Below are 26,016 nucleotides of genomic sequence, written 5' to 3'. Positions count from 1 at the left end.
CCAGCCATCATAAGCACCGGACGGGCAGGCCTGCCGACGCCGGCTACCGCCGTCGCAATTCCGCGAACTCGATGGACGGCACGATGGCGCCCGCGTCCCGCTCCACGAAGTTGGTGCCCGGCGGCACCAGGTCGTCGATGGCGTCGAGGACCGTTTCGCCCAACCGGACGTCCGCCGCCCGTAGGTAGGCCTGGAGGTGTTCGCCGCTGCGGGGCCCGATGATCACGCTGCTGATGGCCGGGTGGGTCAGGGCAAAGCCCACCGCCAGGTCCACGAGTGACAGCTCCAGCTTGTCTGCTAAGCGGGCCAGTGCATCCGCGGCCAGCAGCTTCCGCTCACTGGAAGGCCCGGAGATGTCATAGCGCCCTGGCAGGGAGTGGACCCGTGTGGGTGGCCTGCCGGACTCCAGGACGAAACTGCCGGAGAGCCAGCCGCCCGCCAGCGGACCATAGGCCAGGACGCCCAGGCCGTATTGCTGGGCGATGGGCAGGACGTCGCGTTCGTTGCCGCGGACCAGCATGGAGTACGGGACCTGGTTGCCCACCGGCGGGATGAGGTGGTTGGTGGTGGCAACCCACTGCGCCTCCACCAGCTGCGCCGGGGTGAATACGGAGGTGCCGTAATACAGGATCTTGCCCTGGCGGATCAGGTCGTTGAGGGTGGTGATGGTTTCCAGGAGGTCGGTGTTGTAGTCCGGCCGGTGCGCCTGGTACAGGTCGATGCGGTCGGTCTGCAGCCGGCGGAGGCTGCCCTCCACCGCCTGGGTGATCCAGCGCCGGGAATTCCCGGAGTGTGCCGGATTGGGGCTCATTTGGCCGTGGAACTTGGTGGCCAGGAAGACGTCGTCCCTGCGGGCCTCGCAGCGCACGGCCCACCACCTGCTCGGATTCTCCCTGGGAGTAGACGTCCGCGGTATCGATCGCGGTGATGCCGGAGTCCAGTGCCGCGTGGATGATGCGGATGCTTTCGTCGGCTCCGGTGGGGGCGCCCTGCGGACCGCCGTTTCCCTCGCCGAAATTCATTGTGCCAAGGGTGAGGGGACTGATGGGGGTTCCCGACCGTCCGAACACCCGCAGTTCGCTGAGGCTCATCTCCGGTCTCCTCCATCCAGTTGCCGTGCCCGGGATCGTCACGACGCTACACAGATTTGGCAGCGAGCCACAGATTCCCGCCTTAGTCCTTCGCTTTTCGTCGCATGGAGTAAACCCCGGCGTCGGGCATGACGTTTTATGGCGCGCGCAGGGCGGGCAACAGCGCTTATATTGAGGCATGGGCACCCCCAGCAATGACGGCGATTTCGTTCAATTGCATGACCTCATCATCGGCAGCACCAACGTGGCTGACTTCCTCACCGAGTTGTCCACGGTTGCCGCCTCCACGCTCGGCGATGCCGCCGGCGTCTTCATCGAATGCGGGGTGACGCTGCGCCGCCATAAACGCAACGCCACCATCGCCGGGAGCAGCGGGCGCGCCGCCATGCTGGACAAGCTGGAACAGGAGTTGGGGGACGGGCCCTGCATCGCATCACTGGAAGCCATGAAGCCCGTGGTCCTTTCCAATGTAGGGACTGATACCCGGTGGCCCGCCTACCAAAAGGTGCTGGCAGAGAATGACTGCCGCAGCGTACTCGGCGTTCCCCTCGCCCTGGACGAAAACCAGGCGGCGGCCCTGAACTTCTTCGCCTCCCAAGCGGATGTCTTTTCCGCCGGAGTGATCCACAGGGCGGAGGGATTCGCGGATCTGGCGGGCCGTGCCCTGCGGCTGGCACTGCGGATCGCGGACGCCCAGAACCTGGCGGATGACCTCAAAGCGGCCATGGCCAACCGAACCGCCATCGACGTGGCCTGCGGGGTGATCATGGCTCAGAACCGCTGCACGCAGGATGAGGCCATGGCCCTGCTCACCAAGGCGTCAAGCCACCGCAACCAGAAGCTGCGGGAACTGGCAGGGGAGATCATCGGCCGGGTCAGCGACGGGCCGGTGACCACCCACTTCGACCCCTAGAAAGGGCCGCCGCCTCCAGTCCGGACCTGCCCCGGTTATATGCCGCGCCGGTTTCGTCCCCGCGCCGCCCTGCAATAATCTGAACCAACGGATGTGCACGGGGGTGTCAGCGCCCGGGTACAACAACAGCAGCACTGTAAGTTCCGGGACCATCACAGACGAGGCGGACACCCATGACGGCTTCAGACCAGCAGCACGCACCACGGCCAGCTTTGCCCGCAGACCCTCCCGCCGCTGCCCCTGAGCCGGTGAATTCCCACCTCCTGCACCAGCTTGCCGGCGCGCACGGCGTCGGGACCTCTTTCCAGGGCTGGGACGGGCTGCCGCACTCCGTTGCCCAGGAGACCCTGGTCAAGGTGCTCGCCGCCCTGGGCGTGGACGCACGCACCAACCAGGACATTGAAGCTGCATTGGCAGAGGCGGAACTGGCGCCCTGGCGGCAGGTGCTGCCGCCAGCCGTCGTCATCAAACAGGGCGAGCCCGCCCAGGTGCCGGTCCATGTCCGGGATGGTGCCACTGCCCGCCTGACCATTGCCCTTGAGGGGGGAGCCGCAACCCGGGAGGCCGTCCAGCAGGACGTCTGGGTCCAGCCCCGGGAGGTGGACGGTATCTCCACCGGCCGTGCCACGTTCTCCCTTCCCGCTGACCTGCCGCTGGGCTGGCATACCCTGCACGCGGAGACGGAGGGCCGCGCGGCCACTGCCACCCTGGTGGTGACGCCGGCACGGCTTGCCACAGCCAAGCCGCTGGAAGAGCGCCGCGGCTGGGGGCTGGCTACCCAGCTGTATTCGGTCCGGTCAAAGAGGTCATGGGGCATCGGGGACTTTGCCGACCTGGCCGACCTGGCAGCCATCAGCGGGGACCGCGGCGCCGATTACGTGCTGGTGAACCCGCTGCACGCGGCGGAGCCTGTTCCGCCGGTCCAGCCGTCGCCCTACTCGCCGTCCACCCGCCGGTTCTTCAACCCGCTGTACATCCGCATCGAGGCCATCCCGGAACTGGCCTACCTCCGGCCGCGCAAACGGGCGGCACTGGAAAAGCTGCATGAAGAAGCTGCCGTCCTCAACAAGGAAGGCGGACACCTGGACCGGGACGCCGTGTATGCCGCCAAGCTGCAGGCCCTGGAGATGCTGTACCACACGCGCCGGTCGCCCGCCCGGCAGGCCGCCTTCGAAGAGTTCTGCCGCATCTCCGGCAAGGGGCTGGAGGATTTTGCGCTCTGGTCCGCCATCCGCGAGGACCTGGCCCCCGGCGATCCGCTGTGGAAGGACCCGGCCTATGCTATTGGGACACCGGAGGTGGAGGCGCTCCGGGAGAAGCTGGCTGACCGGATTGGCTTCCACCGCTGGCTGCAGTGGATCTGCGACGAGCAGCTGGAGAACGCCCAGCGGGCTGCCCTGCGGTCCGGGATGCGGCTGGGAGTTGTGCACGACCTCGCCGTCGGCGTGGATCACAGCAGTGCCGACGCCTGGACACTGCGGGGAGTCCTGGCCCCGAACACCAGCGTGGGCGCGCCGCCGGACATGTACAACCAGCAGGGCCAGGACTGGGGCCAGCCGCCATGGCACCCCGGCCGGCTTGCAGAGGCGGGTTACGAGCCGTTCCGCAACATGCTGGCCAACGTCCTCCGCCACGCCGGCGGCATCCGCGTGGACCACATCCTGGGCCTGTTCCGGCTGTGGTGGATCCCCATGGGGAACGCACCGGGAGACGGCGCCTATGTCCGCTACGACCACGAGGCACTCATCGGCATCCTCGCCCTCGAGGCGCACCGTGCCGGGGCAGTGGTGATCGGGGAGGACCTGGGCACCTTCGAGCCGTGGGTGCGCGACTACCTTGCGGCGCGCGGCATCCTGGGCACGTCCATCCTGTGGTTTGAGTACGACGGCGATTCGCCCCTTGCGCCGGAAAAGTACCGGATGCAGGCGCTCGCCAGCGTGAACACCCACGACCTTCCGCCCACGGCCGGCTACCTGGCAGGGGACCACGTGGCGCTGCGGAGCAGGCTGGGCCTGCTGGAGCGGTCCGAGCAGGAGGAACGCGCCGAGCACAACGCATCCCTTGAGAAGATGTTTGCCCTGCTGCGGGAGCGCGGTTACCTCTCCGAGGGGACTGCCGGTGCCGGTACGGCCCAGGCGGCCGAGGAGCACACCATCGAGGCGCTGCACCTGCTCCTGGCCCAGGCGCCGTCCGTGCTGCTTGGTGTGGCCCTGGTGGACGCCGTGGGGGAGCGGCGGGTGCAAAACCAGCCAGGTACCACCGAGGCGCTGTATCCCAATTGGCAGGTTCCGCTGGGCGGACCGGACGGCAAACCCGTCTATCTGGATGACCTCCCCGGCAACAAGCGGTTCAACGCGCTGCTCGCGGCGGTGGAAGGATCCCTGCACGGGTCTTGAGTAACGGCTTAAGCGCCGTGGCCCCGCCGCTCCTGGAAGCGGCGGGGCCACGATGCTTGTCGGGCGGCTAACCTAGCCGGCAGTGATCACATGCGTGAAGTGGTCGTACCGGAAGGTGACCGGCCCGCCGTTGTGCCCAAAGGCGATGTTGGCTCCCGGCGAGGCGCCTCCTGCCCCGTAGCTGACATCCCACGACTTGTTGAGCGCCGCCTTGAATTCATAGCTTCCCGCCGGCAGGTCCGGAACGGTCAGCTTCCAGACGAGGTCAGCCGGGTCCAGCACCAGCTGCGTCTGCCCGCAGGAGGGCTCCCAGTCCGAGGCGCAGCCCAGCTCGCTGTCCATGCTTCCGGCTGCGGCAACCGCGGCAGGCTGCTGGGAGGCGTAGACGGCGCTGAGCAGGTGCGTGCTGTTGTCGTAGCGGAAGGTGACCCGGCCGCCGGGATGGTTGAGCACGATGTTCTGTCCGTTCAGCTGCCCGTCGGCGCCGTAATTTTCGTCCCAGCCGCCGTTGAGCGCAGCCTTGTACTCGTATTTCCCGGCGGGCAGGTCCACGGTCAGCCGCCAGATCCGGTCCGCAGGATCCAGCACCATTTTTGCCTGCGGGCAGGCCGGATCCCACTGGGCGCTGCATCCCATCGCCTGGTTGAGCGATCCGGCAACCGTAACAGAGTCGGGCTGCGGTGCCTGGCCGACGGTGACCGTCCGGGTGTCGCTGGTGACGTTAAAGCCCGTGCCGGCCATGGTGGCCCGGTATTGGACTTTGGTGCCGTCAGCCAGGCCCGAGGCATCATCGGTTGCCGAGTACACGGGCGACGACGAATCGGTGCCCACGGCGGTCCACCCGCCGCCGTTCACGCTCCGTTCGAAAGACACCACGTGGCTGGCCTTCTCGGGATCGGCGGTGGCGCTGAGTTCAACCTTGCCCTCCACGCTGCTGCCCTCGGCGGGTTTCTGCAGGGTCAGGATAGGGGCCGGGACGCTTGCTGAGCGGCTCTGGCTGGTGGCAGTGTGGCCGCCGTTGTCCAGCACGGTGGCCCGGTAGTCCAGCGGGGTGCCGGCGTCGAGGGCAGCGACGTCGTGGAACACCTGGTACGGCGCGGTGTCATCGGTGCCGATCGGCTGCCAGCCGCCGCCTGCCGTGCGCGCCTCAAAGGTGACCTCGTAGAACGAGGAACCGTCGACGTCGGCCGTCACGTTAACGCGTCCGTTGTCAGCGGGGGCCGCGGCGGGCTGCTGAAGGACGACGGCGGGAGCGGACTTTGAGTGCGGAATGCGGCCCGAGGATTCGTAGACTACGGCGGAGAGGGGCGGCACGGTGACCGTCAGCTTGGCGTCCTGGGAGGTTGTGGCCTCCTCTGCCCCTTCGCCGTAGATGCGCGTGTAGCTGCGCTTGGCAATGTAGGTGGGGATTTCGGCCGTCTGCGGCTGGGTGCTGTTGTTCAGCGCCACCACGTATTCGCGCTGGTCCTGCGCGTCCGTCCGGGAGAAGGCGTAGATGCCGGGCCCATCGGAGGCGTAGCGGTGCTGGTGCGCGCCGTTCCGCAGTGCCGGGTGCTCCTTGGTGAGGGCAGCGAGTTCCTGGATCTTGGCGTAGAGCGGGTGGCCCTGGTTGAAGTTGTCCGTGGCGTGGGTGGCGTCCGTGCCCAGCAGGTCGTCGTCGAGGTACTCGGGGACCTTGCTGGCGAACAATGTCTGGCGGGCGTCCTGGTCGCCGCCCGGGCCGGTGAAGCCCTGCTCGTCGCCGTAGTACACCACGGGGTTGCCGCGGGAGAAATACATCAGCTCGTGGGCAAGTTCGTCGCGGGCCACCTTCTCGGCATCGGTGGCGGCGGGGTTGTCCTGGCTGATGAAGCTGCCGATGCGGCCCATGTCGTGGTTGCCCAGGAAGGTGGGCAGTTCGTAGACGTTGGAGTCGGCGTCGGTGTACCAGTCATCACCGGCAAAGAAGGCCTGCAGCGCTTGGGCGTCCTGGCTCTTGGAGGCGAAGTTGCGGGCCGCGTCCTGGAACGGGAAGTCCAGGACTGCCTGCATCTTGTTGCGGGTGGTGAATTGCGACGTGAAGCTCTTGGTGGTGTCGAAGACCTCGCCGAACATGAAGAACTTGTCCTTGCCGTGCTCCTTGGCGTAGCTGAGGACGTTGGGGCCGAATTCCTGCCAGAACTCGTTGTTCACGTGCTTCATGGTGTCGATCCGGAAGCCGTCCACGCCGAAGTCGCCGATCCAGGACTTGTAGATGTCCTCCATCCCGTGCACCACTTTGGGGTTTTCAGTGAACAGGTCATCGAGGCCGAAGAAGTCACCGTACATGGAGTCTTCGCCGCTAAAGGTGGTGTCGCCGCGGTTGTGGTAGAGCGTGGGGTCGTTCAGCCAGGCGGGAACTTTGAGGTTCTCTTCGCCGGGGGCCAGGACGGGTTTGTAGGGAAAGGAGGTGTTGGCGTCCAGCTGGGGGAAGGTCCCGGTGCCTGCGTAGTCCCGGTCATCGAAGGCTTCGCCGGAGGCGGTTTTGTAGGGGACGGCGTCCTTGGAGACGTAGCCTTTGCGGTCGCCCTCCTGGTAGCCGATGACGTCCGCTGTGTGGTTGGTGATGATGTCGAAGTACACCTTCATGCCGCGCGCGTGCGCCTCATCGATGAGGGCCTTGAGTTCGGCGTTGGTGCCCAGGTGCGGATCGATCTGGGTGAAGTCGGTAACCCAGTAGCCGTGGTAACCGGCCGACTTGTCCTCGGGCTGGACTGCCTTGTTCTTGAAGCTGGGGGTCAGCCAGATGGATGTGGTCCCCAGGCCCTGGATGTAGTCGATCTTGTTGCGGAGGCCGGCCAGGTCACCCCCGTTGTAGAAACCTTTCTTCGTGGGATCGAAGCCGGACACCATGGGATCCGGGCCCAGGCCACCTTGATCGTTCGCGGTACTGCCGTTGCTGAACCGATCCGCCATGACGAAGTAGAAGTTCTCGTCCGTCACGGGACCGCGGAGCGAATGAAGGGCGGATGCAGACCCATGGCTCTTGCCGCCGGGGTCTTTGGGATCATTTGTGCCCGGGGCGGCGTAGGCCGGGAGGACTGCGGCGGACATGGCCACCGCGGCTGCCAGGAGGCTGGCCGCGGACCGGTTGACAATGCGTTTCCGGGTCGGCGGGGCGGCGGATGGCTGGGTTGTTCCTGCCGGGCTTGCCGGCAGGTGGGCGCGTGGGGGCGCGCCGGGACGGGTGCGAAATAACAAGGGTGAGACCTTCCTGGGAAGCAGCGCTGCTGGACAGGCTTGCCGTAGACGTGGGATGCGGCAGGAGGGTTCACAAGGACAGCACGCTTTCCTTGTGAACCAAGCCACAACTGTAAGCGCTTGCACTGAATTACTCCAGTGTTTGGGGAATGTCCGGAGTGAGGCCCCCAGTGACGTTCAGGGGGCCGCGACGAGGACGGTGGGGGACGGCGTGGACAGGTTGTGCAGCACCGGGCCGGGAAGGCCGGTGGCAGGGTCCAGTTCGAAAGTGGCAATGGAGTGCGACCGTTCATTGGCCACGTGCAGCCATGGTCCCCGGACCAGGTGGTGCCGCGGCCAATTTCCGCCGCTGTCAAAGTCCTTGACGGGGATGAGCTCGGTGCCGTCCGCGGCAACTTTCAGGACGCTGATGAGGTTGGAGCCGCGGACGCCGGCGTAGGCGAAGCGTCCCTGCGGGCCCAGGCAGATCTCAGCGGCCGAGTCGCCTTCCCGGCTGCCGCCCGCGGTGGCAGGTCCACAGAAGACCAGTTCGTAGGGGCCTGCCTCGGGGCGGACCACGAAGACTTCCACGGAGTACTCGGAAATGATGAAGACATTTCCGTTCGGATGCTCCACAAGGTGCCGTGGGCCGCTGCCGCAGGGGAGGACCACCTCGTGGTCGAGGACCAGTCCGGCGCCCGGCTTGTAGTCCCAGATCCTGAGCGTGTCGTGGCCCAGATCGGTGGTCATGACGCGGCCATCCTGCAGCATCAGGCTGGCATGGGCGCGGCTTTGCCTCGGGCTGCCCGGAGAAGCGGCGGCGTGTGGATCAACCGACGCCGCAGCGGTGTACTGCCGTGCCATGCCGCCGTCGGCATCCAACTCGTAGAGGAAGACCTGCCCGTCACCCCAGCATGCCGCGGTGACGAACCGGCCGGCAGGATCAACGGCCACGTGGCAGGTCGCCCCGCCCGCCGGCTGCGGTTGCCCGGATTTTTCCAGGCCAAAATCCCCCAGGCGCCGGTACGCGTGGACCTTCTTTCGTTGCTCTTCCACCGCATACACCAAGGGCAGCCGCGGGTGGACAGCCAGGAACGACGGTGATGGCGCCTCGGCCGCGGTCCCCAGCCATTCGAGGCTGCCGTCCTCGTGCTCGCGGACAGCACCGATGCCGTCCGCGTGGCCCCCGCCGTCGGCAGTATAGGTGCCGATCCAAAGGATGGTGGGGCCTGCGTTGTTGTGGGCTGCGCGGGTGGTCATGGTCCCATCCTGCCAACATCCTGTCCCTATTCCGGTGCGTCAGGCCACCGATTAGCATGGAATTCCGGCCAAGGCTGAAGGAGGCGGGTGGGATTATTGCTGCACTGGTTTTGACTGACCCTTCCCTCCGCCCTTCCGGGAGCCGGGCGTAGCCGGCGTGGAGATGCCCGTCGGCCACCCGCGAGGCGCTGGTCCGCGTCCACCTGGACTGACCGGTGTCCAGGGCCAGCCTCCGCCGCTGGACTTCGGGAAGATCGTCCCCCTGTTGAGGTCTGCGGGTTGTGTTTTCGCCGAAGAGGAAGCCCGGCTCCTGCTGGCGGAAGGGTCGGGTCCCGCAGAACTTTCCCGCGCTGTCCGGCGCCGGATGGAGGGTGTTCCTCTGGAGCACATCCTGGGGTGGGCGGAGTTTTCCGGGTTGCGTGTTCTGGTTGAGCCCGGCGTCTTCGTGCCCCGGCGCCGCACCGAGCTGCTGGTCAACGAGGCCGTTGCCGTGTTGCAGAACCATTCGCTGCCGGAATCTCCGGTGGTGGTTGACCTCTGCTGCGGATCCGGGGCCGTGGGAGCAGCAATCGTTCAACACGTCCCGCGGGTGGAACTGCATGCGGCGGACGTGGAACCTGCAGCAGTGCGGTGCGCCCGCCGGAACCTTGAACCCCTGGGCGCACACGTCCATGAGGGTGACCTGTTCAGGGCCCTTCCGCCCGCACTCCGAGGCCGGGTAGGGGTCCTTGCCGTCAACGCCCCCTATGTGCCGACCGGGGCCATTCCCACCATGCCGCCGGAGGCGCGGTTGTTCGAACCTCCCGGCTCCCTCGATGGCGGCCGCGATGGTTTGGACTTTCATCGACGGGTTGCCGCAGAAGCGCGGGCATGGCTGGCCCCCGGCGGTTCTCTGCTTATCGAAACCAGCCAGCGGCAGGTGGGCGGCACCTCCGCACTCCTTGCCGCGGCCGGGTTCGCCGTGAAGGCGGTCCACTCAGGGGACCTGGATGGGACTGTGGCCCTGGGGCGTGCGCCGGCAAGCCCGCAGCGCTAGGGTGCCCAACGGCCGTTAAACGTTGCCGGCCGCCGCGTCCCCCAAGGATCGCGTCGGCCGGCAAGGCTGTTCAGTTGTAACACAACGCCGGATCAGGCCGAAGTCATACGGCCGTGCTCCGTCATGAAACGGGATGGGGCGTTATCAGGAGTGGGTTCCCGTTCCGTCCGCCGTGCCAAGGTTGGTGGTTTCGGGATGGGTGCTGTGGGCAGGGATATGGTCTTCGCCCAGGCTCCCGGCGCCAACGTCGGTTCCCTGGGTGGGCGCCGGTGACGTGCCGGCGGCTCCCTTGGCGGCGGAGGTGCTGTCGCGATGCATGGCAGAACCGATCACCGTCCCGGCCCTGCGCGCAGCTTCACCCAGCTGGTCTGCCACGTCAGGAGCCTTTTCCTTCAAGGTTTCCGTGGCCACGGAAACCTTGTCCTGGACCGGCTTGCTGTCCCAGATGCCGGCCGCGCGGGCCTTCAGCTTGTCATAAGCAGCACGGCCCGACCGCGAGCCAAGGACGTAGCCGACGGCAACGCCTACACCCAAAAGAAGCTTGTTTTTCACGATGAACTCCTGCTCTGCGAGAAGGTTGTCAGTCCCGGCTGGGGCGGCGGGCGCCCCGCGCCGGAGAAAATGAAGGCCGGCCTGGGGATGGTGTCCCCAGGCCGGCCTCCTGGCTTGCCCGTGCAGTTATCCGCGGGCGCTGCGCTTGGTGACCATGCCATAGATGGCAAGGACGATCAGCGAACCGACGATCGCCAGCAGCCACGTCTGGATCGAGAAGAACTCCTGCAGTCCACTGCCGAAGATCATCCCGCCCAGCCAGCCGCCGAGCAATGCGCCAACGACGCCCAGGATCAGGGTGATGACCCAGCCGCCACCCTGCCTGCCCGGGAGGATCGCCTTAGCGATCGCACCGGCAATAAGTCCGAGAATCAGAAATGCAATAAATCCCATTTGTCGCTCTCTTCCTAAGTAAAGGAGGCCCCCATGTTCCGGAGGCACTTCGTCCTTCTGGCTCAATAGTAATCATGCTTACTATCTTTTTGCCAACCCCGTTTTTGGAAAAAAGTGCACTTCCGGGCGGGTTCAGTGCCCGGTCCGGTCGGAATCGTTGCCTGCCCCGGGCCCCTCGTCCAGGACCGAAAGTTCCGCTAGATCCTGCGGGTCCAGGGCGAAATCGAAGACGTCCAGGTTCTCTGCCATCCGGCCCGGTGAGGAGGTCTTGGGAATCGTTATCAATCCGTTTTGTACGTGCCACCGCAGGACCAGCTGGGAGGGGGTTTTTCCATGTTTTTCCGCCAATTGGGAAAGGACGGGGGCGCTGAGCAAACCAGCGCCTGAGCCGCCAAGAGGGCTGTAGGATTCCGTGACAATTCCGTGCCGGGAGTGGAATTCACGCTCTGCCGTCCGGGTTATGGCGGGGCTGAGCTGGATCTGGTTCACAGCAGGGACCACATCGGTTTCGGCCATGAGCCTTTCAAGGTGGGCAGGCTTGAAGTTGGACACGCCGATGGACCTGACCTTCCCCTCCGCCTGCAGCCGCTCGAAGGTCTGCCAGGTGGACACATACTGGTCCCTCCCGGGCAGCGGCCAGTGGATCAGCAGCAGGTCCACATAATCCAGCCCCAATCGGTTCAGCGACCCCTCCAGGCCAGCCACCGCCCGGTCATGGCCTTGGAATTCACCGTCCAGCTTCGTGGTGATGAACAGCTCGCTCCGGTCCGCGCCGCTGGCCCGGATGCCGTTGCCCACGCCGCGTTCGTTGCCGTATTTCACAGCGGTATCGATGTGCCGGTAGCCGGCTTCCACGGCCTGGACGACGGCGGCAGCCACCTGTTCGTCGTCCAGTGGCCAGGTGCCGAGCCCCAGCTGCGGAATTCTGTTGCCGTCATTGAGTTCGATGAGCGGTGCAAGTGTCATGCCATCAGTCTGCCCTCTGCCGGCCGTCCCGGCCCAGGGACGCTGGAACAATCTTGCGGGAACGGCCCGGACATTAACGGGAAATGGCGCTCTCCGGGTTCAGCAGCCCGCTGATGACCGCAGCGATCCTTTCCGCGCCGGGCCCGCCCATGGCAATCGTGTAGTGGTTGACGTCCGGCACCAGTTCAGCCCGCAGGCAGGAACGGCCATCCAGGTGGCTGTCCACGAGCTCCTGCGTGTACAGGCCGGGGGCTTCGTCCCGGAGGCCGCGTGGCGCCCACAACAGCACCGCGGGATGCCGCAGCTGTTCCAGGGCGCGGCGAACTGCTTCCCCGGCCAGGAGGTCCGCGGAGTCCTCGCTCATGGCCTCGACGGCGGTGGAGGGGCGAAGTTCCGGCGGGTCACCCAGAAGGTCATATCGGGCATAGGCCTCGACCGCGTCGTTCCAGCCGTCCAGGAAAGCTGGGTGGCGGCGCCAGAATTCCAGGTACGTTTCGTGATCGGGGAAGGTCATGGATAGCCGGGCGGCGGCGGGTCCGAGGATGGCCTGGATGGCCTGGGGGACGGTGATGCCGGGCGGAATGGGGAGCGGCAGGCCGCCGTCGACCAGGACGAGCGCGCTGACCCTGTCCGGGTGCAGGTCCGCGAAGACCTCTGCCACGAAAGCGCCCATGGAGTGTCCCAGTACCAGCACCTGCGGCACATCAAGAGCGTCCAGGAGATCTGCGAGGTCCTGTGCGTGCGTGGCCATCCCGTAGGGGCCCGGCAGTCCGCTGCTGCGGCCCCGGCCGCGCAGGTCCGGAGCGATGATGCGGACGCCCGGAAGGGCGTCGGCCAGGACGGCCCACTGCATGTGCGACGATGTCACGCCGTGCACCGCGAGGACCGTGGGTGCCGCTGGGTCCGCAGGCCCCCAGACGGCGGTTCGGAGGACCCCGCCGCGCACTGGAACGTCGAGGGTGGTGTAGTCAGTACGGCTGGTGGCGGTCAAAGCCGGGTCCTTTCGGCAGAACGAAGGTGATCTTCGAGTGAGGCGCGCTGACGGGGCACCGCTGTCCTAGGCCGGGTCCTCCGCCAGCTTCCGCTTGAGGATCTTGCCGCTGGGACCCAGCGGCAGTTCGGAGAGGATGCGGACCACCCGCGGGTACTTGTAGGCCGCCAGCTGGGCGCTCGCGAAGTCGATCAGCTCGGACTCGCTGACCTTTGCCCCGGCATCCAGCACGATGGCCGCGGCGATCTCCTGTCCGTGCACGTCGTCCGGAATGCCGTAGACGGCAGCGCTGACCACCGCCGGGTGGGTCAGCAGGACTTCCTCGACCTCCCGCGGGTAGACGTTATAGCCGTTGCGGATGATCATGTCCTTCTTGCGGTCCACAATGGTGAGGTACCCGTCGTCGTCCTTGGTGCCAAGGTCCCCCGAACGGAACCAGCCGTCCACCACGGCTTCAGCCGTTGCTTCGGGCCGGTTGAGGTAGCCCTTCATCAGCAGGTGCCCGCGGACGACCAGTTCGCCGAGCTCACCGTTGGGCACCAGTTCGATTCTTTCCACCACCTCCGGCCGGGCGATTTCAATATCCACTCCCCAGATGGGGACTCCGATGGTGCCCGGCCGCGGCGGTGTGCCAACGTGGTTGAAGGCTGCCACCGGGGAGGTCTCGGTCAGGCCGTAGCCTTCATGGATTTCCACACCGTAGACGTCGCGGAACTTGTCCATGACGGCCAGCGGAAGTGACGCACCGCCGGAAACGCCGTACCGCAGGGCTGCCGGCCGGTCCGGCACGGTCTTGGCTGCTTCCAGGAGTGCCACATACATGGTGGGCACTCCAATGAAGATGTTGACGTTGTGCCGCGCCAGGAGCTTCAGGGCGTCCGGGCCGGTGAACCGCGGCATCAGGACGATCGTGGCGCCGGCGCGCAGGCCCGTGTTGAGCACCACCGTCTGGCCGAAGGTATGGAACAGCGGCAGGCCGCCAAAGAGGACGTCCCCGGGGCGGAAGTCCATGACACTGGTCAGCAGGGTGCTGGTCTGTTCCACCAGCGCGAAGTGGGTGCCCAGTGCGCCCTTCGGCTTGCCCGTTGTCCCGGAGGTGTACAGGATGGTTGCCGTGTCGGACGGGCGGCAGGGCTCATACGTCCGGATCGGCTCCGCGGCCGCAGCTTCCGTTTCGAGCCGTGGGAACCCGCCGTCGTCGGCCGCCATCACCGTCAGCACGTCGATTCCGCTGGCCTGGGCACCTGCGGCGCCCTCGCCGAGCAGCGGAGCGGCGCAAATCAGCAGCTTGGCGCCACTGTCCTGCAGGACGTATTCGATCTCGCGGGCCTTGAGCAGGGCGTGCACCGGAACCACGATGGCGCCAAGCGACAGGATGGCGTAGTACACCCTGGCGAAGTCCGGGACGTTGGGAATCAGGACGGCGACGGCGTCCCCCGGGCCGATCCCGCGGGCCCGCAGTGCGCCGGCGTACGAGCGGGTCTGGCGCCAGAGATCGCCGTAGCTCACCTGGTCCTCGCCGACCACCAGGGCGATGCTGTCAGGGGTCCTCTTTGCTGATTCTGCCAGGACGGCAGCGACGGAGATGGTGGCGAAGCCGTCAGCGGAGTTGGTGTTGGTCATGGCCTGCTTCTTCGTTGGGATGGGTCATGCTTTGAGGATCAGGGCGTCGCCCTGGCCGCCGCCACCGCAAAGGGCCACGACGCCGGTGCCTCCACCGCGGCGCTTCAGCGCCAGCGCCTGGTGCAGCACCAGGCGTGCGCCCGAGGCGCCGACGGGATGGCCCAGGGCAATGGCACCGCCTTCCGCGTTCACGGTCTCCGTTTCGATCCCGAGATCGTTGGCGGACTGGATGAGGACCGAGGCGAACGCCTCGTTGATTTCCACCAGGTCCAGTTCCTGCGCGGTGAGACCCTCGTCCTTGAGGGCGCGCTCAATGGCCCGGGCAGGCTGTGAGTGCAGGGACCCGTCGGGCCCGGCTGTCTGCCCGTGCGCCCCGATCTCCGCAATCCACTCCAGCCCCGCGGCCTCTGCCGCCGCCTTGCTGGCAATGACCAGTGCCGCCGCGCCGTCGGAAAGCGGAGAGGATGATCCGGCGGTGATGGTGGCGGCCGCATCCTTCGAAAACGCCGGACGGAGCTGGGCCAGGGATTCGGCCGTTGTTTCCGGGCGGATGCCCTCGTCGTGCTCAAGGACCACGGAGGCTCCCTTGCGCTGCGGCACCTCGATTGGCGCGATCTCCTCGGCCAGCACTCCTGCGGCGCGGGCGGCCTCGGCGCGCTGGTGCGAGCGCGCGGCCACGGCATCCTGCTCCTCGCGGGTGATGCCGCGTTCGGTGTTGCCGGCGTCAGTGGCCTCGCCCATCAGCTTGCCGCTGGCAGGGTCCTGCAGCCCGTCGTGGTTCAGGGAGTCGAGCATGGGGGCGTCGCCGATGACGACGCCGGCGCGGAGTCCGGGGACCAGATGGGGTGCATTGGTCATTGACTCCTGGCCTGCGGCGACGATGAAGTCGGCTTCCCCGGTGCGGATCATCCTGGCGGCGTCGATGACTGCAGTGAGCCCGGACAGGCAGAGCTTGTTGATGGTGATGGTGGGGACGTCCCAGCCGATTCCGGCGGCCAGGCTGGCCTGGCGTGCGGGGCCCTGCCCGGCGCCGGCCTGGATGACCTGGCCGACGATGACGGCGCCGATCTGCTCCGGTGCCACGCCGGTGCGTTCCAGCGCGGCGCGGATGGCATGGGCGCCCAGGTCGCTTGAGGAGAAGGGCGTGAGGCCGCCGCGGAACCTGCCGAACGGAGTGCGGGCGCCGCCCAGGATGACGGGGATGTTGGCGTTCTGGTTCAAGAACGGTCCTTTCGGGGGAGGCCCGGCCAAGGCCAGGCGGGGGAGGTCAGGCGAAGGCGGAGGTGCCGGTGATGCCGCGGCCGATAATGAGGGCCTGCATGGTCTCGGTGCCTTCGTAGGTGTGGATGGCTTCGATGTCCGCCAGGTGCCGCGCTACGCGGTTTTCCAGCAGGATGCCGTTGCCGCCCAAAAGGTCACGGGCATTGGAGGCTATGCCGCGCGCCGTCCGGGTGCAGGTGTACTTGACCAGCGAGGCCTGCTCGGGGGTCAGCGCTCCGGCTTCATCGAGCCGCGTCATCTGCACCACCATGAGTTGCATGGTGGCCAGTTCGCTGAGCATCCGCGCGAGGCGCTCCTGGACGATCTGGGAGGCGGCCAGCGGGCGGCCGAACTGCTTGCGCTGCTTGGCATACTGGACAGCGGTTTCGTAGCAGGCGGTGGCATGCCCCACGGCGGACCAGGCCACGCCCAGTCGGGTGGCCAGCAGGACCCGGGCCGTGTCCTTGAAGGTGCGGGCGCCGGGCAGGACGTTTTCCTCCGGGACGAAGACGTTCTCCAACCGGATGTGCGCCTGCCAGATGGCACGGAGGGCGAGCTTGCCTTCGATCTTGGTGGCGCTGTAGCCGGGGGAGTCCTGTGGAACCAGGTACCCATGGACCTGGCCGTCATCGCCCCGGGCCCAGACGACCGTAAGGCCTCCGACGGAGCCGTTGCCGATCCACTTCTTTTCCCCGTTGAGCAGGAAGCCACCGTCGGTGCGGGTGGCCGTGGTTTCCAGGGCCACCGAGTCCGAACCGTGGGTGGGCTCGGTCAGGGCGAAAGCCGCGTATTCCGTGCCGCCGGCTATTGCCGGAAGCCAGCGCTCCTTCTGGGGGCCGGAGCCGCATTCAGCCACGGACCGCAATGCCAGGCCGCCCTGGACCGCCACCATGGTTGCCACCGAGCCGTCGCCGCGGCTGATTTCCATGTTCACCAGGCCAGCGGCCATGCTGCTCATCGGTGCAGAACCGTCCACCGGTACGCCGTCGCGCAGCAGGTCCAGTTCACCGAGGCGCCGGAGGAGGTGCAGCGGGTACTCGCCCCGCTCCCAATAGCCGTCGATGACAGGAAGGACCTCGTCCTGGACAAAGCGGCGGGCGCGGTCCCAGTAGGCGCGGTCTTCGGCGTTGATGCCGGTGAAGACGGAGGCGGGATCGGTGCCGAGGGCCTCGGTGAGGAGGTACTCGGACTCCACCGTTCCGGCGGGAAACTCTGGCGAACCTCCGGTGAGGGTGGTCGCGGGGCCGGGTGACGTCGTCGTCATGAATATGCATCCTTCGAATCAGCGGCGGCGGGGAGGCGGGGGCCATGTGGCCTGCACCACACGCTCTAAGGATGCATTGAAACGCAGTTCCACGTCAAGAAACTCAGTTTCAAAGGCTGTGGGTAGGGTCAGGGGAGGGCGTCGCGTACGGCCTGGGCCACCGCGTCCTTGTCCGCGGCACCGGAAAGAACGGTGACGACGACGGTCGGGGCGGGAGGAGCGGCGGGCCCGGTGCCAAGGAGTGCGGGCTTGAACGTTTCCGAGAGTGCCTGAAGCTCGGCGGCGAGGGCCGCGGCCCGCTTCCGGTCCGCGGACTGGCTTTGTCCGGCGGCAGGCGCCGCACGAAGCCAGTCCCGAAGGAATGCGTTGTGCACGGCCACCACCGCTGCCGCGAAGGCCACGGCCTTGTACTCACGGCCGCCATCGCGGGGCAGCTTGTCACTGAGGTAGTGCAGGAATGCGCGCTCGTACCGGTGGGATGTCACCAGTTCCCGGTCCCGCAGTGCCGGAACAGCCTGGAGCAGCCCATGCCTGGCCCGGGACGTTGCGGGGTTTTGCAGGTGGTGCTCAAAGACCAGCATGGCTGCGTCTGCAACGGCGGCCAGCGGTTCCAGCCGTGATTCGGCGAGCCGCTGGTTAACTTGGCCCAGGATCCGCTCGTGGTCGGCGAAGACGACGTCTTCCTTGGACCCGAACCTGCGGAAGAACGTGCTGCGGCTCATGCCGGAGGCTTCTGCCAGCTCCTCTACGGATGTCGCATCGAAACCCTTGTTTGCCAGGAGCCCAATGGCCGCCGCGACGGGGCCGTCGGCGGGATGCCCGTCGGCAGGATGGTTCGAAGGGGACGAGGTCATGCGCCGAAATGTAGCACAGCGGTTAAACGCGTCTGGCCTGCCGCTGGATACGGCAGGCCAGTTTCCAGTCCGTGGCCGGGGTTCAGGCGCCCTGGCGGGACCAGGCGGTGAGTTTGTCCGAAAGCTGCATGTAGGCCCCGTTTACCTGCTGCAGCTCCGGGTGGTTGTCGTGCCACTCGACGATCTCGCGGGCGCCGTCCGCGAACGGGATGGTGGCGGTGTAGTCCGGGACCAGGGATTTGATCTTGGTGTTGTCGAACACCACCGAATGGGACCGGTCGCCAAGGAGGTTGGAACCCAGGTCCTGGTCATGGGCGGCGATGCTTTCGGACGCCACATGCACCAGTTCGGGTTCGCGGACGCCGGCCGCCCGGGCGAAGATCTGGTAGATCTGGTTCCACGGCAGGTATTCGTCCGAGGTGATCGTGTAGCTCTCGCCCACGGCCTGGGGGCGTCCGAGCAGCCCGACAAACGCCTTGGCGAAGTCTTTGCTGTGCGTCAGGGTCCACAGCGAGGTGCCATCGCCGTGGACCATGACCGGCAGGCCGCTGCGCATGCGGTGGATGTCCGTCCAGCCGCCCACCATCGCGATCTTGGTGCGGTCATAGGTATGTGACGGCCGGACCACCGTCACCGGGAAGTCCTCCTCCCGGTACGCCTGGAAGAGCAGTTCCTCACAGGCAATCTTGTCGCGCGAATACTGCCAGAACGGATTCTTCAGCGGCGTGGACTCGCGGATGGGAAGCCTGGTGGGCGGCTTCTGGTACGCGGAGGCGGAGCTGATGAAGACGTACTGCCCAACCCGGTCCCGGAACAGGTCCATGCTGGTTTGCGCCTGGTCCGGGGTGTAGGAGATGAAGTCCGCCACGGCGTCGAACTCCCTGCCGCCCAGTACCTCCCGGACGGCCGCCGCGTCACGGACGTCGGCATGCAGCACCTCGGTCCCTTCCGGGACCGGCCTCGTGGACTGGCCCCGGTTGAGGATGGTCAGCCGGTGGCCCAGTGCGACGGCGCGTTCCGCCGCAGCCGTGCTGATGACGCCGGTGCCGCCGATGAACAGGATGTTCGCCGGCGACACCGTACGGGACGGAAGCGTGGTTACCACGCGTAGTCCTCCGGTGCCGTGCGGTGGCCGGGGAAGATGTCGTCCAGCCGCTTGAGCGCGTCTGCGTCGAGTGTGACGTCCAGGGCGCGGATGGCGGCGTCCAGTTGTTCCTGGGTCCTGGGGCCAACGATCGGTGCGGTCACCGCAGGCTGGTGCAGGAGCCAGGCCAGGGCAACGTCGCCGGGTTCGTGGCCCAGCTCGTCGGCGAAGTCCTCATACTGGCGGATCTGGTCTTCATGCTTCTTCAGCGTTTCGGCGGCCCGGCCCTCGGTGCGGCGGACTCCCTGGCGTTCTTTCTTCAGCACGCCGCCCAGCAGTCCGCCCTGCAGCGGCGACCAGGGGATCAGTCCCAGGCCGTACTGCTGCGCAGCCGGAATGACTTCCAGTTCCACCTGGCGCATGAACAGGTTGTAGATGGACTGCTCGCTGACCAGGCCGGTGTAGTTCCGGCGCCGGGCTGCTTCCTGGGCCTGGGCGATGTGCCAGCCGGCAAAGTTGCTGCTGCCCGAGTAGAGGATTTTCCCCTGCTGCACGGCAACCTCGATGGCCTGCCAGATCTCGTCCCACGGGGTGTCACGGTCAATGTGGTGGAACTGGTACACGTCGATGTAGTCGGTCTGCAGGCGCTTGAGGCTGGCATCCAGGGCCCGGCGGATGTTCAGCGCGGACAGCTTCGATTCATTCGGCCGGTCCGTCATGGTGCCGTAGAGCTTGGTGGCCAGGACCGTGTGCTCGCGGCGCTCGCCGCCCTTGGCGAACCACCGCCCGATGATTTCTTCGGTCCAGCCCCGGTGCTCCGCCCCGCCGTAGACGTTGGCAGTATCAAAGAAGTTGATGCCGGCTTCGTGCGCGGAATCCATGATGCTGTGCGCGTCCGCCTCCTCCGTCTGGGGCCCAAAGTTCATGGTGCCCAGGCAGAGGCGGGAGACTTTCAGGCCGGATCGGCCCAAATGGGTGTACTGCATGGAAAATCCTTTCGGTTTCGGTGGCAGCGAGTGCCGGAACCTACATTTGGGTGAAGGCGGCGACGGCGGGATCGGAACCGATGCGGGCCCCCGATTCCAGTGCGGTAATGGCGTCCAGTTCGTCCTGGGACAGGGTCAGGGACGACGCCGCGAAGTTCTCCCGGATGCGGTCCGGGTTTGCCGACTTGGGAATCACGATGTTGCCATTGGCAAGGTGCCAGGCGAGCACCACCTGGGCCGTGGTGGCGTTGTGCGCGCCGGCGATTGAGGTGACGGCGTTTCCGTTGAGGTCGCCGCCCTGCCCCAGCGGGCTGTACGCCTCGACGGCGACTCCCAGGCTCCGGCACTTGGCGGCAAGGTCCGCCTGCTGGTAGCTGGGGTGGAGTTCGATCTGGTTGACGGCGGGCACGGTTTCTGCCGACTCCAGCAGGGTGTCCAGATGGCCGGAGAGGAAGTTGGAGACGCCAATGGCGCGGATCTCCTTGTTCTCATACAGCCGCTCCATCTCCTTCCACGCCTGGACGAAGAGGCCCTGCGAAGGAACCGGCCAGTGGATGAGGTAGAGGTCGATGAAGTCCAGCCCCAGTGCCTTGCGGCTGTTCTGGAACGCCTCCTGGGCACGGCCCTGCTCGCCGTTGCGGAGCTTGGTGGTGACGAAAATTTCCTCTCGCGGGATGCCGGTGGCCGCGAGGGCTGCCCCTACCCCGGCTTCGTTGCGGTACGCCGCTGCAGTATCGATGTGGCGGTACCCCGCCTCGAGGGCATCCTCCACGGTGCGCTGCGTGTCTTCCGGCGGGACCTGGAAAACGCCGAAGCCAAGCTGGGGGATGGTGACGCCATTGTTGAGTGTCAGCTCTGACATGGGTGTGTGCTCCTTGGAACGTATGGTGCTGGGATTCGTTGCCGACTGCCCGACGAAGAAGAAAGCGGTTTCCACCGGCTCACTCCCGAGCCTATGTACTTTTCCCGGCCAAGTCAGCAGCGAAGGCTGTTCCTGTTTTTCCTAGGACCGCCAGTCCTACCTTCGTTGTAGAACCGGGCACCTGTCGCAGGCACAATGGTCTGCATGGGTCAAAGCGCCGAGTTCGGAAAATTCCTCAAAGCCATGCGGTCCCGGTTGAGCCCGGAGGTCGCCGGTACCGGCCCCAGCACGGGTGCCCGCCGGGTCCCCGGTCTCCGGCGGGAGGAAGTGGCGCGGCTCGCGGGAGTCAGCACGGACTATTACGTACGGCTGGAGCAGGGCCGCAACATCCACCCGTCGCGCACCGTACTGGATGCGGTGGCCCGGGCGCTGCGCCTGGACAGCAGCGAACACGCGCACATGCTGGACCTGCTCGAAAACTGCGCGGGCGCTCCGCGGGAGCCCGGCGCCAATGCGGCCCAGGGCGTCCGGCCGGCGCTTCGCCAGCTGCTCGACGCGGTGGGGGATGTGCCGGCCCTGGTGCTGGGGCGGCGCAATGATGTCCTGGCGGGGAACAGGATGGCGTTCCTGCTGTTCGCCGATTTTCCGGCGCTGCCGCCCGCCGAGCGGAACCTTACCCGCTGGACCATCCTGGATCCGGCCGCCAGGGAACTGTTCAGGGACTGGAAGACGGTGGCTGCTGAAGCCGCCGGATCCCTGCGCCTGGATGTGGGGAGGCACCCCAACGATCCCCAAGCCAACCATCTGGTGGGCGAATTGGCCGTCCACAGTGAACATTTCCGCCAGTGGTGGGCCGGACACCGGGTTGCCACCCGCGCCGCCGGGACTGTCCGGCTGCACCACCCTTCGGTGGGGGACCTGGAACTGAACTTTGAAAACCTTGTCCTGCCGGAGGATCCGGACCAGACGCTCCGGGTGTACTCCGCCCGCCCGGGATCGCCGTCGTCGGACGCCCTGGCCCTCCTGGGCAGCCTGGGCGCCGCTTTGGAGGCCACCCGGGAGCGGGATGCGGCGGCGGCGGACCGGAGCGACGCCGGGTAAACGTTAGCCAGGGGTGTGAGCCACTGTACATTCGTCCAGTGGAAGGGGGCTTTTCTGGCCAGCCGCCCATTGGTGCGGGGGCGGCGGTTCCGTAGGGTGGGAGTACCAGCTTTCACTGCCCGGATTTTTACCACCCAGGATGGTCTCAACGATGAAACGCATCGCCCTGCTGAAGGAGCGCCAGGCGTCCGCCGGCGCCGCTTCCACCGCTACCGGTTCGCACTGCCCGGCGTCCGGGCTCTGGAGCCCCGACGTGGACCCCCAGACGGTCCTGTCCTTCTTTGAGGGCCACGTATTCCCTGCGTTCGACGGCGTCCCCACGGTCTGGCGGCGGCGCAGCCCGGGCACGGCAAACTGATCCCCGCTTAGACGCACAGCTGACCCGCAGCCAACGGTCGCCGGAACCATGTTCCGCGACGCCGGCTGCGGGTCAGCTGCGTTTAGATCAGTGCTCTTCCAGGCGGAAGCCGATCTTGATGGTGACCTGCCAGTCCGCGACCTTCCCGTCCTCAAGGTGGCCGCGGACCTCCTTGACTTCGAACCAGTCCAGGTTCCGCAGGGTCTGGGATGCCTTGGCGATACCGTTGCGGACGGCGTCGTCCACGCCCTGGGTGGAGGTGCCGACAATTTCAGAAATGCTGTACGTGTGGTTGGACAACTTCGCTCCTCGTGGTCGTCGATGCTCCCGGTTGCGGGCCGTCCCTGAAGCCTAGTAGGACTCCGGGACCGTTGAAAGAGGAACGCGGAAAGCGTTGCAGCCGGCAGATAGCCGCTATTTGGCTTCCAGTACCAGCTGCTTCAGGTCGTCCAGGGTCTGCTGCATGTGGGCGTCCATGGCCTCGCGGGACCTGACGGAATCGCGGGACCGCAGTGCCTCGGCAATGTTCTGGTGGTGGCCGATGGCGTGTTCCTGGATCTGGGGAACGGCAGAGGTCTCCGTCCGGCGCTTTTCCAGGACGCGGTGCAGCGGCTCGAACAGGACCGACACGAAGACGTTCCCGGATGCCCGCAGGATGACGTCGTGGAAAGCAAGGTCCGCTTCGACGAAGGCTGCGACGTCGTTGATGCTGTTGGCGGCCTTCATCGCTGAGACGTAGTTGAAGAGCGCGGTGATGTCCTCTTCCGCAATCCGTCCGGCCGCGAGCTCGCACGCTCCCGTTTCGAGCATCCGGCGGAGCTCGATCAGCTGGATGGAGGCATCGGCGTCGTTCTTGCCCTCCGCTGCCGCGCGCAGGACGGCTTCGAGCGAGGCCCAGCGGCTGAGTGGGTTGACGAAGGTGCCGCGGCCGCGCTCCACGCTCAGGATGCGCTGGGCCTGCAGCGTCTTCATGGCCTCGCGGACCGTCATGCGGCTGACTTCATGCCGGGCGCTGAGCTCGTGTTCCCCGGGGACGGTGGACCCTGGCGGGAACTCGCCGTCGATGATGCGGTCAAGCAGCTCATCGGCCACTACGCCTACCAGCGACTTTCTTGCCATGTTGCCCCCGATTCCTGCTTCCGGCTTCCGCGGCGGATATGTCAGACAAGTGTACTTGCGCGTCCGTATGCCGTGTGCCACACTAACATCAAATGCAAGATGTCAGACATCTTACAGTTACCTTTACATTTGGATCCGCCAGCCCGGATCGCTACACAACGGAGTGCACTGTGACGCTTGAAGCAGACGTTCTGGCCGCCTATCCGGCAGACCTCGAGATCCCGGCCGGCCTGGTTGCCGGCGCGCTGGCCGCGTCCAACGCGGCAGTTCCCCGCGTCCTGGTGGTCCTCGACGACGACCCCACCGGTACGCAGTCCGTGGCGGACCTGCCGGTGCTCACCCGCTGGGACGTGGAGGACTTCACCTGGGCCTTCGGCCAGGGCAAGCCCGCAGTCTACGTCCTCACCAACACGCGCAGCCTGGACCCCGCAGAAGCGGCGGCCCGGAATGAGGAAGTGGTCCGCAACGCCCTGGCGGCAGCAGGATCGCCGGACACGCTGCGCCTGGGCTTCGTCAGCCGCAGCGACTCAACCCTCCGCGGCCACTTCCCCCTGGAGCCTGACGTCATCGCCGCCACTGTTGCCCAGGCCGGCGGGGAAAAGACCGATGGCGTTGTCCTGGTTCCGGCATTCCCCGACGCCGGCCGCCTCACCATTGGCGGCGTCCACTACATGCGCGGCACCGGTGACGCCGCGGGGACCCTGGTCCCGGTGTCTGAAACCGAGTTCGCCAAGGACGCCACCTTCGGCTTCAGCACCTCGGTCATGGCGGACTACATCGCAGAGAAGTCGCAGGGCCGGTTCCCTGCAGACTCCGTGATCGTGCTGGACCTCAACATCATCCGGGCCGGGGCCGCCGCCCAGGACCCTGCCATCTCCGCCAAGGCCATCGCCGACGCCATCGAGCCGGCCGCCGACTCCACGCCCATCGTGGCGGACATCGTCACTGAGAACGACTTCCGCGCCCTGGCCCTGGGCCTGGAGGAAGCTGAACGCCGCGGCAAGAAGCTCCTGTACCGCGTGGGTCCGCCGTTTGTCCGCGGCCGCATCGGCCAGGAAGTCCGCGCGGCGCTGACCGCCGAAGAGGCCTACGCGGGCAACACTCCCTCAGAGGCTGGCGGCCTGATCGTGGTGGGCTCGCACGTTGGCGTCACCACGCGCCAGCTCAACGTCCTCACCGCCGAACACAGCTCCGCCCGCATCATCGAGATCGACGTCGAGAAGCTCCTCGGCGACGAAGACGAAGCCAAGGCCCATCTGGACCAGACCGTTGCCGCCGTCGTCGAGGCCCTCCGCGCCGGCGACGTCATCGTCCACACCAGCCGCCTGCTCATCAAGACCGAGGACCCCGCCGAAAGCCTGCGGATCGCGCGCACCGTCTCCGCCGCCGTCGTGGACGTGGTCAACCGCACGCTGAAGACCTTCCCGCCACGGTTCGTCATTGCCAAGGGCGGCATCACCTCCTCGGACGTCGCCGCCCACGGCCTGGAAATCCGCCACGCCATTGTCCGCGGCCCCATGCTGCCGGGCATCGTCAGCCTGTGGGAACCGGTGGATGGGCCCGCCAAGGGCATTCCGTACATCGTGTTCGCCGGCAACGTGGGCGACGACGACTCCCTGGCCCAGGTCACCCGCAAGCTCAGCAGCACTTTCTAAGCCCGCCGGCTCCCCACAACACCCCAAACATTCAACGGAGAAACACCATGACCAGCAACTACACCGTCACCGTCCTGGGCCTCGGCGCCATGGGCCTGCCCATGGCCACCCGCCTGGCCTCCCAGCTGACCGTCCACGGCTTCGACATTGCCGAGCCCCGCCTGGAACTCGCCCGCGAAGCCGGCATCGCCACCTTCAGCACGGCACGCGAAGCCGCCAAGGGCGCCGACGCAGTGCTTCTCGCCGTCCGCAACGGCGAACAGCTCAACGATGTCCTCTTCGGGGAGAACGGCGTGGCCTCCGTCCTGGAGCCCGGCGCCGTCGTGATTCTGGGCAGCACGGTGGGCACCGACGCCATCCCCGCCACCGTCGCCAAACTCGCCGAATACGGCGTGGACCTGGTGGACGCCCCGCTGTCCGGCGGCCCCAAGCGCGCCGGCGAAGGCGACCTGCTGATCGTCGTCGGCGCATCCCCCGAAGCCCGCGCAAAGGCAGCCCCGGCACTGGACCTGCTGGCCTCCACGCTCACCGTGGTGGGCGACAACCCCGGTGACGGCCAGGCCTTGAAGACCGTTAACCAGCTCCTGTGCGGCGTCCACATCGCCGCCGCCGCTGAAGCCCTGGCCCTCGCCGACGCGCTCGGACTGGACCAGGCCAAGACCCTCGCCGCACTCGAAGCAGGCGCGGCAGGCTCCTTCATGCTCTCCAACCGCGGCCCCCGCATCCTGGAGGCCTACAACGAGGAGGGCGCCGAGGTCCTCTCCCGCCTGGACATCTTCGTCAAGGACATGGGCATCGTTGGCAAGGCCACCCGGGCCGCCGGCCTGGCCGCCCCCGTTGCCGCCGCTGCCGAGCAGCTCTACCTGCTGGGCCAGGCCCAGGGCCTTGCCGCCGCCGACGACTCCGCCGTGATCAAGGTTGTCGCCCCCGCCAAGCGCACCAAGTAACCCGCGCACCAAGTAAGCCACCCTCCTGCCCTTGCGGCACTAAAAGGTACGACGACGGCGGTCCCCCCTCCGCCGTCGTCGTACCTTCCAGCGTTGCCGGCCAGGTC

22 protein-coding genes and 1 pseudogene are annotated in these 26,016 nt (G+C 66.8%); 7 read left to right on the top strand and 16 right to left on the bottom strand.

Features of this window, described 5'->3' with window-relative positions; all coding sequences use genetic code 11:
* Positions 1 to 43: 43 nt before the first annotated feature.
* Positions 44 to 1,091: pseudogene (locus VXJ37_RS18255) on the bottom strand (aldo/keto reductase).
* A gap of 178 nt (positions 1,092 to 1,269) precedes the next feature.
* Here VXJ37_RS18255 and VXJ37_RS18250 point away from each other — a divergent pair.
* Positions 1,270 to 2,004, top strand: coding sequence for a GAF and ANTAR domain-containing protein (locus VXJ37_RS18250; RefSeq protein WP_331324454.1), 735 nt, complete (start codon positions 1,270 to 1,272; stop codon positions 2,002 to 2,004).
* Positions 2,005 to 2,177: 173 nt separating this feature from the next.
* Positions 2,178 to 4,400 (top strand): 4-alpha-glucanotransferase, encoded by a 2,223-nt coding sequence (malQ, locus tag VXJ37_RS18245; RefSeq protein WP_331324453.1) that lies wholly within the window; start codon positions 2,178 to 2,180, stop codon positions 4,398 to 4,400.
* A gap of 72 nt (positions 4,401 to 4,472) precedes the next feature.
* Here the strand turns inward: malQ and VXJ37_RS18240 are convergent, their stop codons facing one another.
* Both VXJ37_RS18240 and VXJ37_RS18235 read right to left on the bottom strand, forming a co-directional pair.
* Complete coding sequence (locus VXJ37_RS18240; RefSeq protein ID WP_440589834.1) at positions 4,473 to 7,472, bottom strand: alpha-amylase family glycosyl hydrolase; 3,000 nt, start codon at positions 7,470 to 7,472, stop codon at positions 4,473 to 4,475.
* A 324-nt stretch (positions 7,473 to 7,796) separates the two neighbouring features.
* A complete protein-coding gene (locus tag VXJ37_RS18235; RefSeq protein ID WP_331324451.1) occupies positions 7,797 to 8,858 on the bottom strand; it encodes a lactonase family protein in 1,062 nt (353 codons plus the stop codon).
* A 265-nt stretch (positions 8,859 to 9,123) separates the two neighbouring features.
* Here VXJ37_RS18235 and VXJ37_RS18230 point away from each other — a divergent pair, with 265 nt between their 5' ends.
* Positions 9,124 to 9,894 (top strand): putative protein N(5)-glutamine methyltransferase, encoded by a 771-nt coding sequence (locus VXJ37_RS18230; protein ID WP_331324450.1) that lies wholly within the window; start codon positions 9,124 to 9,126, stop codon positions 9,892 to 9,894.
* A gap of 144 nt (positions 9,895 to 10,038) precedes the next feature.
* Here the strand turns inward: VXJ37_RS18230 and VXJ37_RS18225 are convergent, their stop codons facing one another.
* The 11 genes from VXJ37_RS18225 to VXJ37_RS18175 all read right to left on the bottom strand — a co-directional run bounded on the left by VXJ37_RS18225 (position 10,039) and on the right by VXJ37_RS18175 (position 20,729).
* Positions 10,039 to 10,446: a YtxH domain-containing protein gene (locus VXJ37_RS18225; protein ID WP_331324449.1), complete on the bottom strand. Its 408-nt coding sequence runs from the start codon at positions 10,444 to 10,446 to the stop codon at positions 10,039 to 10,041.
* A gap of 126 nt (positions 10,447 to 10,572) precedes the next feature.
* Positions 10,573 to 10,839 (bottom strand): GlsB/YeaQ/YmgE family stress response membrane protein, encoded by a 267-nt coding sequence (locus VXJ37_RS18220; RefSeq protein ID WP_043451908.1) that lies wholly within the window; start codon positions 10,837 to 10,839, stop codon positions 10,573 to 10,575.
* A 132-nt stretch (positions 10,840 to 10,971) separates the two neighbouring features.
* Positions 10,972 to 11,805 carry an aldo/keto reductase gene (locus tag VXJ37_RS18215; RefSeq protein ID WP_331324448.1) on the bottom strand — a complete coding sequence of 278 codons (834 nt, stop codon included), beginning with the start codon at positions 11,803 to 11,805 and terminating at the stop codon, positions 10,972 to 10,974.
* Positions 11,806 to 11,878: 73 nt separating this feature from the next.
* On the bottom strand, positions 11,879 to 12,796 hold the full coding sequence (locus VXJ37_RS18210; RefSeq protein ID WP_331324447.1) for an alpha/beta hydrolase: 918 nt from the start codon (positions 12,794 to 12,796) through the stop codon (positions 11,879 to 11,881).
* A gap of 66 nt (positions 12,797 to 12,862) precedes the next feature.
* Complete coding sequence (locus VXJ37_RS18205; protein WP_331324446.1) at positions 12,863 to 14,419, bottom strand: long-chain-fatty-acid--CoA ligase; 1,557 nt, start codon at positions 14,417 to 14,419, stop codon at positions 12,863 to 12,865.
* A 24-nt stretch (positions 14,420 to 14,443) separates the two neighbouring features.
* Complete coding sequence (locus VXJ37_RS18200) at positions 14,444 to 15,640, bottom strand: acetyl-CoA C-acetyltransferase (protein WP_331324445.1); 1,197 nt, start codon at positions 15,638 to 15,640, stop codon at positions 14,444 to 14,446.
* A gap of 46 nt (positions 15,641 to 15,686) precedes the next feature.
* Positions 15,687 to 16,943: an acyl-CoA dehydrogenase family protein gene (locus tag VXJ37_RS18195; protein WP_331324444.1), complete on the bottom strand. Its 1,257-nt coding sequence runs from the start codon at positions 16,941 to 16,943 to the stop codon at positions 15,687 to 15,689.
* A 128-nt stretch (positions 16,944 to 17,071) separates the two neighbouring features.
* Positions 17,072 to 17,797: a TetR/AcrR family transcriptional regulator gene (locus VXJ37_RS18190; protein ID WP_331324443.1), complete on the bottom strand. Its 726-nt coding sequence runs from the start codon at positions 17,795 to 17,797 to the stop codon at positions 17,072 to 17,074.
* 82 nt (positions 17,798 to 17,879) lie between these two features.
* Positions 17,880 to 18,902 (bottom strand): SDR family oxidoreductase, encoded by a 1,023-nt coding sequence (locus VXJ37_RS18185; protein WP_331324442.1) that lies wholly within the window; start codon positions 18,900 to 18,902, stop codon positions 17,880 to 17,882.
* Entirely contained in the window at positions 18,896 to 19,867 is a 972-nt protein-coding gene (locus tag VXJ37_RS18180) for an aldo/keto reductase (protein ID WP_141944232.1), read from the bottom strand. Before VXJ37_RS18180 ends, VXJ37_RS18185 begins: the two co-directional genes overlap by 7 nt.
* Before the next feature lie 40 nt (positions 19,868 to 19,907).
* Positions 19,908 to 20,729, bottom strand: a complete 822-nt coding sequence (locus VXJ37_RS18175; RefSeq protein WP_331324441.1) for an aldo/keto reductase — start codon at positions 20,727 to 20,729, stop codon at positions 19,908 to 19,910.
* A gap of 204 nt (positions 20,730 to 20,933) precedes the next feature.
* Here VXJ37_RS18175 and VXJ37_RS18170 point away from each other — a divergent pair, with 204 nt between their 5' ends.
* Positions 20,934 to 21,830: a helix-turn-helix domain-containing protein gene (locus VXJ37_RS18170; protein ID WP_331324440.1), complete on the top strand. Its 897-nt coding sequence runs from the start codon at positions 20,934 to 20,936 to the stop codon at positions 21,828 to 21,830.
* Between the two features lie 151 nt (positions 21,831 to 21,981).
* Positions 21,982 to 22,188, top strand: a complete 207-nt coding sequence (locus tag VXJ37_RS18165) for a hypothetical protein (protein ID WP_331324439.1) — start codon at positions 21,982 to 21,984, stop codon at positions 22,186 to 22,188.
* Between the two features lie 87 nt (positions 22,189 to 22,275).
* Here the strand turns inward: VXJ37_RS18165 and VXJ37_RS18160 are convergent, their stop codons facing one another.
* Positions 22,276 to 22,488: a dodecin gene (locus tag VXJ37_RS18160; RefSeq protein ID WP_141944225.1), complete on the bottom strand. Its 213-nt coding sequence runs from the start codon at positions 22,486 to 22,488 to the stop codon at positions 22,276 to 22,278.
* Between the two features lie 114 nt (positions 22,489 to 22,602).
* Positions 22,603 to 23,307, bottom strand: a complete 705-nt coding sequence (locus tag VXJ37_RS18155; RefSeq protein ID WP_141944223.1) for a FadR/GntR family transcriptional regulator — start codon at positions 23,305 to 23,307, stop codon at positions 22,603 to 22,605.
* A 170-nt stretch (positions 23,308 to 23,477) separates the two neighbouring features.
* Here VXJ37_RS18155 and VXJ37_RS18150 point away from each other — a divergent pair, with 170 nt between their 5' ends.
* Both VXJ37_RS18150 and VXJ37_RS18145 read left to right on the top strand, forming a co-directional pair.
* On the top strand, positions 23,478 to 24,962 hold the full coding sequence (locus VXJ37_RS18150; RefSeq protein WP_331324438.1) for a four-carbon acid sugar kinase family protein: 1,485 nt from the start codon (positions 23,478 to 23,480) through the stop codon (positions 24,960 to 24,962).
* Positions 24,963 to 25,009: 47 nt separating this feature from the next.
* Entirely contained in the window at positions 25,010 to 25,909 is a 900-nt protein-coding gene (locus tag VXJ37_RS18145) for an NAD(P)-dependent oxidoreductase (RefSeq protein ID WP_331324437.1), read from the top strand.
* Positions 25,910 to 26,016: the final 107 nt, after the last annotated feature.

The organism is Pseudarthrobacter phenanthrenivorans (assembly GCF_036455295.1).
Classification (GTDB): Bacteria; Actinomycetota; Actinomycetes; order Actinomycetales; family Micrococcaceae; genus Arthrobacter; species Arthrobacter phenanthrenivorans_C.
Note: the sequence above shows the minus strand (reverse complement) of the source record. Positions and strands in the feature narration are given on the sequence as shown.

Excerpts from the sequence above, each read along its gene's own strand:
- VXJ37_RS18250 (WP_331324454.1), top strand. The coding sequence starts at position 1,270 with ATGGGCACCCCCAGCAATGACGGCGATTTCGTTCAATTGCATGACCTC.
- malQ (WP_331324453.1), top strand. The coding sequence starts at position 2,178 with ATGACGGCTTCAGACCAGCAGCACGCACCACGGCCAGCTTTGCCCGCA.
- VXJ37_RS18240 (WP_440589834.1), bottom strand. The coding sequence starts at position 7,472 with ATGTCCGCCGCAGTCCTCCCGGCCTACGCCGCCCCGGGCACAAATGAT.
- VXJ37_RS18235 (WP_331324451.1), bottom strand. The coding sequence starts at position 8,858 with ATGACCACCCGCGCAGCCCACAACAACGCAGGCCCCACCATCCTTTGG.
- VXJ37_RS18220 (WP_043451908.1), bottom strand. The coding sequence starts at position 10,839 with ATGGGATTTATTGCATTTCTGATTCTCGGACTTATTGCCGGTGCGATC.
- VXJ37_RS18215 (WP_331324448.1), bottom strand. The coding sequence starts at position 11,805 with ATGACACTTGCACCGCTCATCGAACTCAATGACGGCAACAGAATTCCG.
- VXJ37_RS18205 (WP_331324446.1), bottom strand. The coding sequence starts at position 14,419 with ATGACCAACACCAACTCCGCTGACGGCTTCGCCACCATCTCCGTCGCT.
- VXJ37_RS18195 (WP_331324444.1), bottom strand. The coding sequence starts at position 16,943 with ATGACGACGACGTCACCCGGCCCCGCGACCACCCTCACCGGAGGTTCG.
- VXJ37_RS18190 (WP_331324443.1), bottom strand. The coding sequence starts at position 17,797 with ATGACCTCGTCCCCTTCGAACCATCCTGCCGACGGGCATCCCGCCGAC.
- VXJ37_RS18180 (WP_141944232.1), bottom strand. The coding sequence starts at position 19,867 with ATGCAGTACACCCATTTGGGCCGATCCGGCCTGAAAGTCTCCCGCCTC.
- VXJ37_RS18175 (WP_331324441.1), bottom strand. The coding sequence starts at position 20,729 with ATGTCAGAGCTGACACTCAACAATGGCGTCACCATCCCCCAGCTTGGC.
- VXJ37_RS18170 (WP_331324440.1), top strand. The coding sequence starts at position 20,934 with ATGGGTCAAAGCGCCGAGTTCGGAAAATTCCTCAAAGCCATGCGGTCC.
- VXJ37_RS18165 (WP_331324439.1), top strand. The coding sequence starts at position 21,982 with ATGAAACGCATCGCCCTGCTGAAGGAGCGCCAGGCGTCCGCCGGCGCC.
- VXJ37_RS18155 (WP_141944223.1), bottom strand. The coding sequence starts at position 23,307 with ATGGCAAGAAAGTCGCTGGTAGGCGTAGTGGCCGATGAGCTGCTTGAC.
- VXJ37_RS18145 (WP_331324437.1), top strand. The coding sequence starts at position 25,010 with ATGACCAGCAACTACACCGTCACCGTCCTGGGCCTCGGCGCCATGGGC.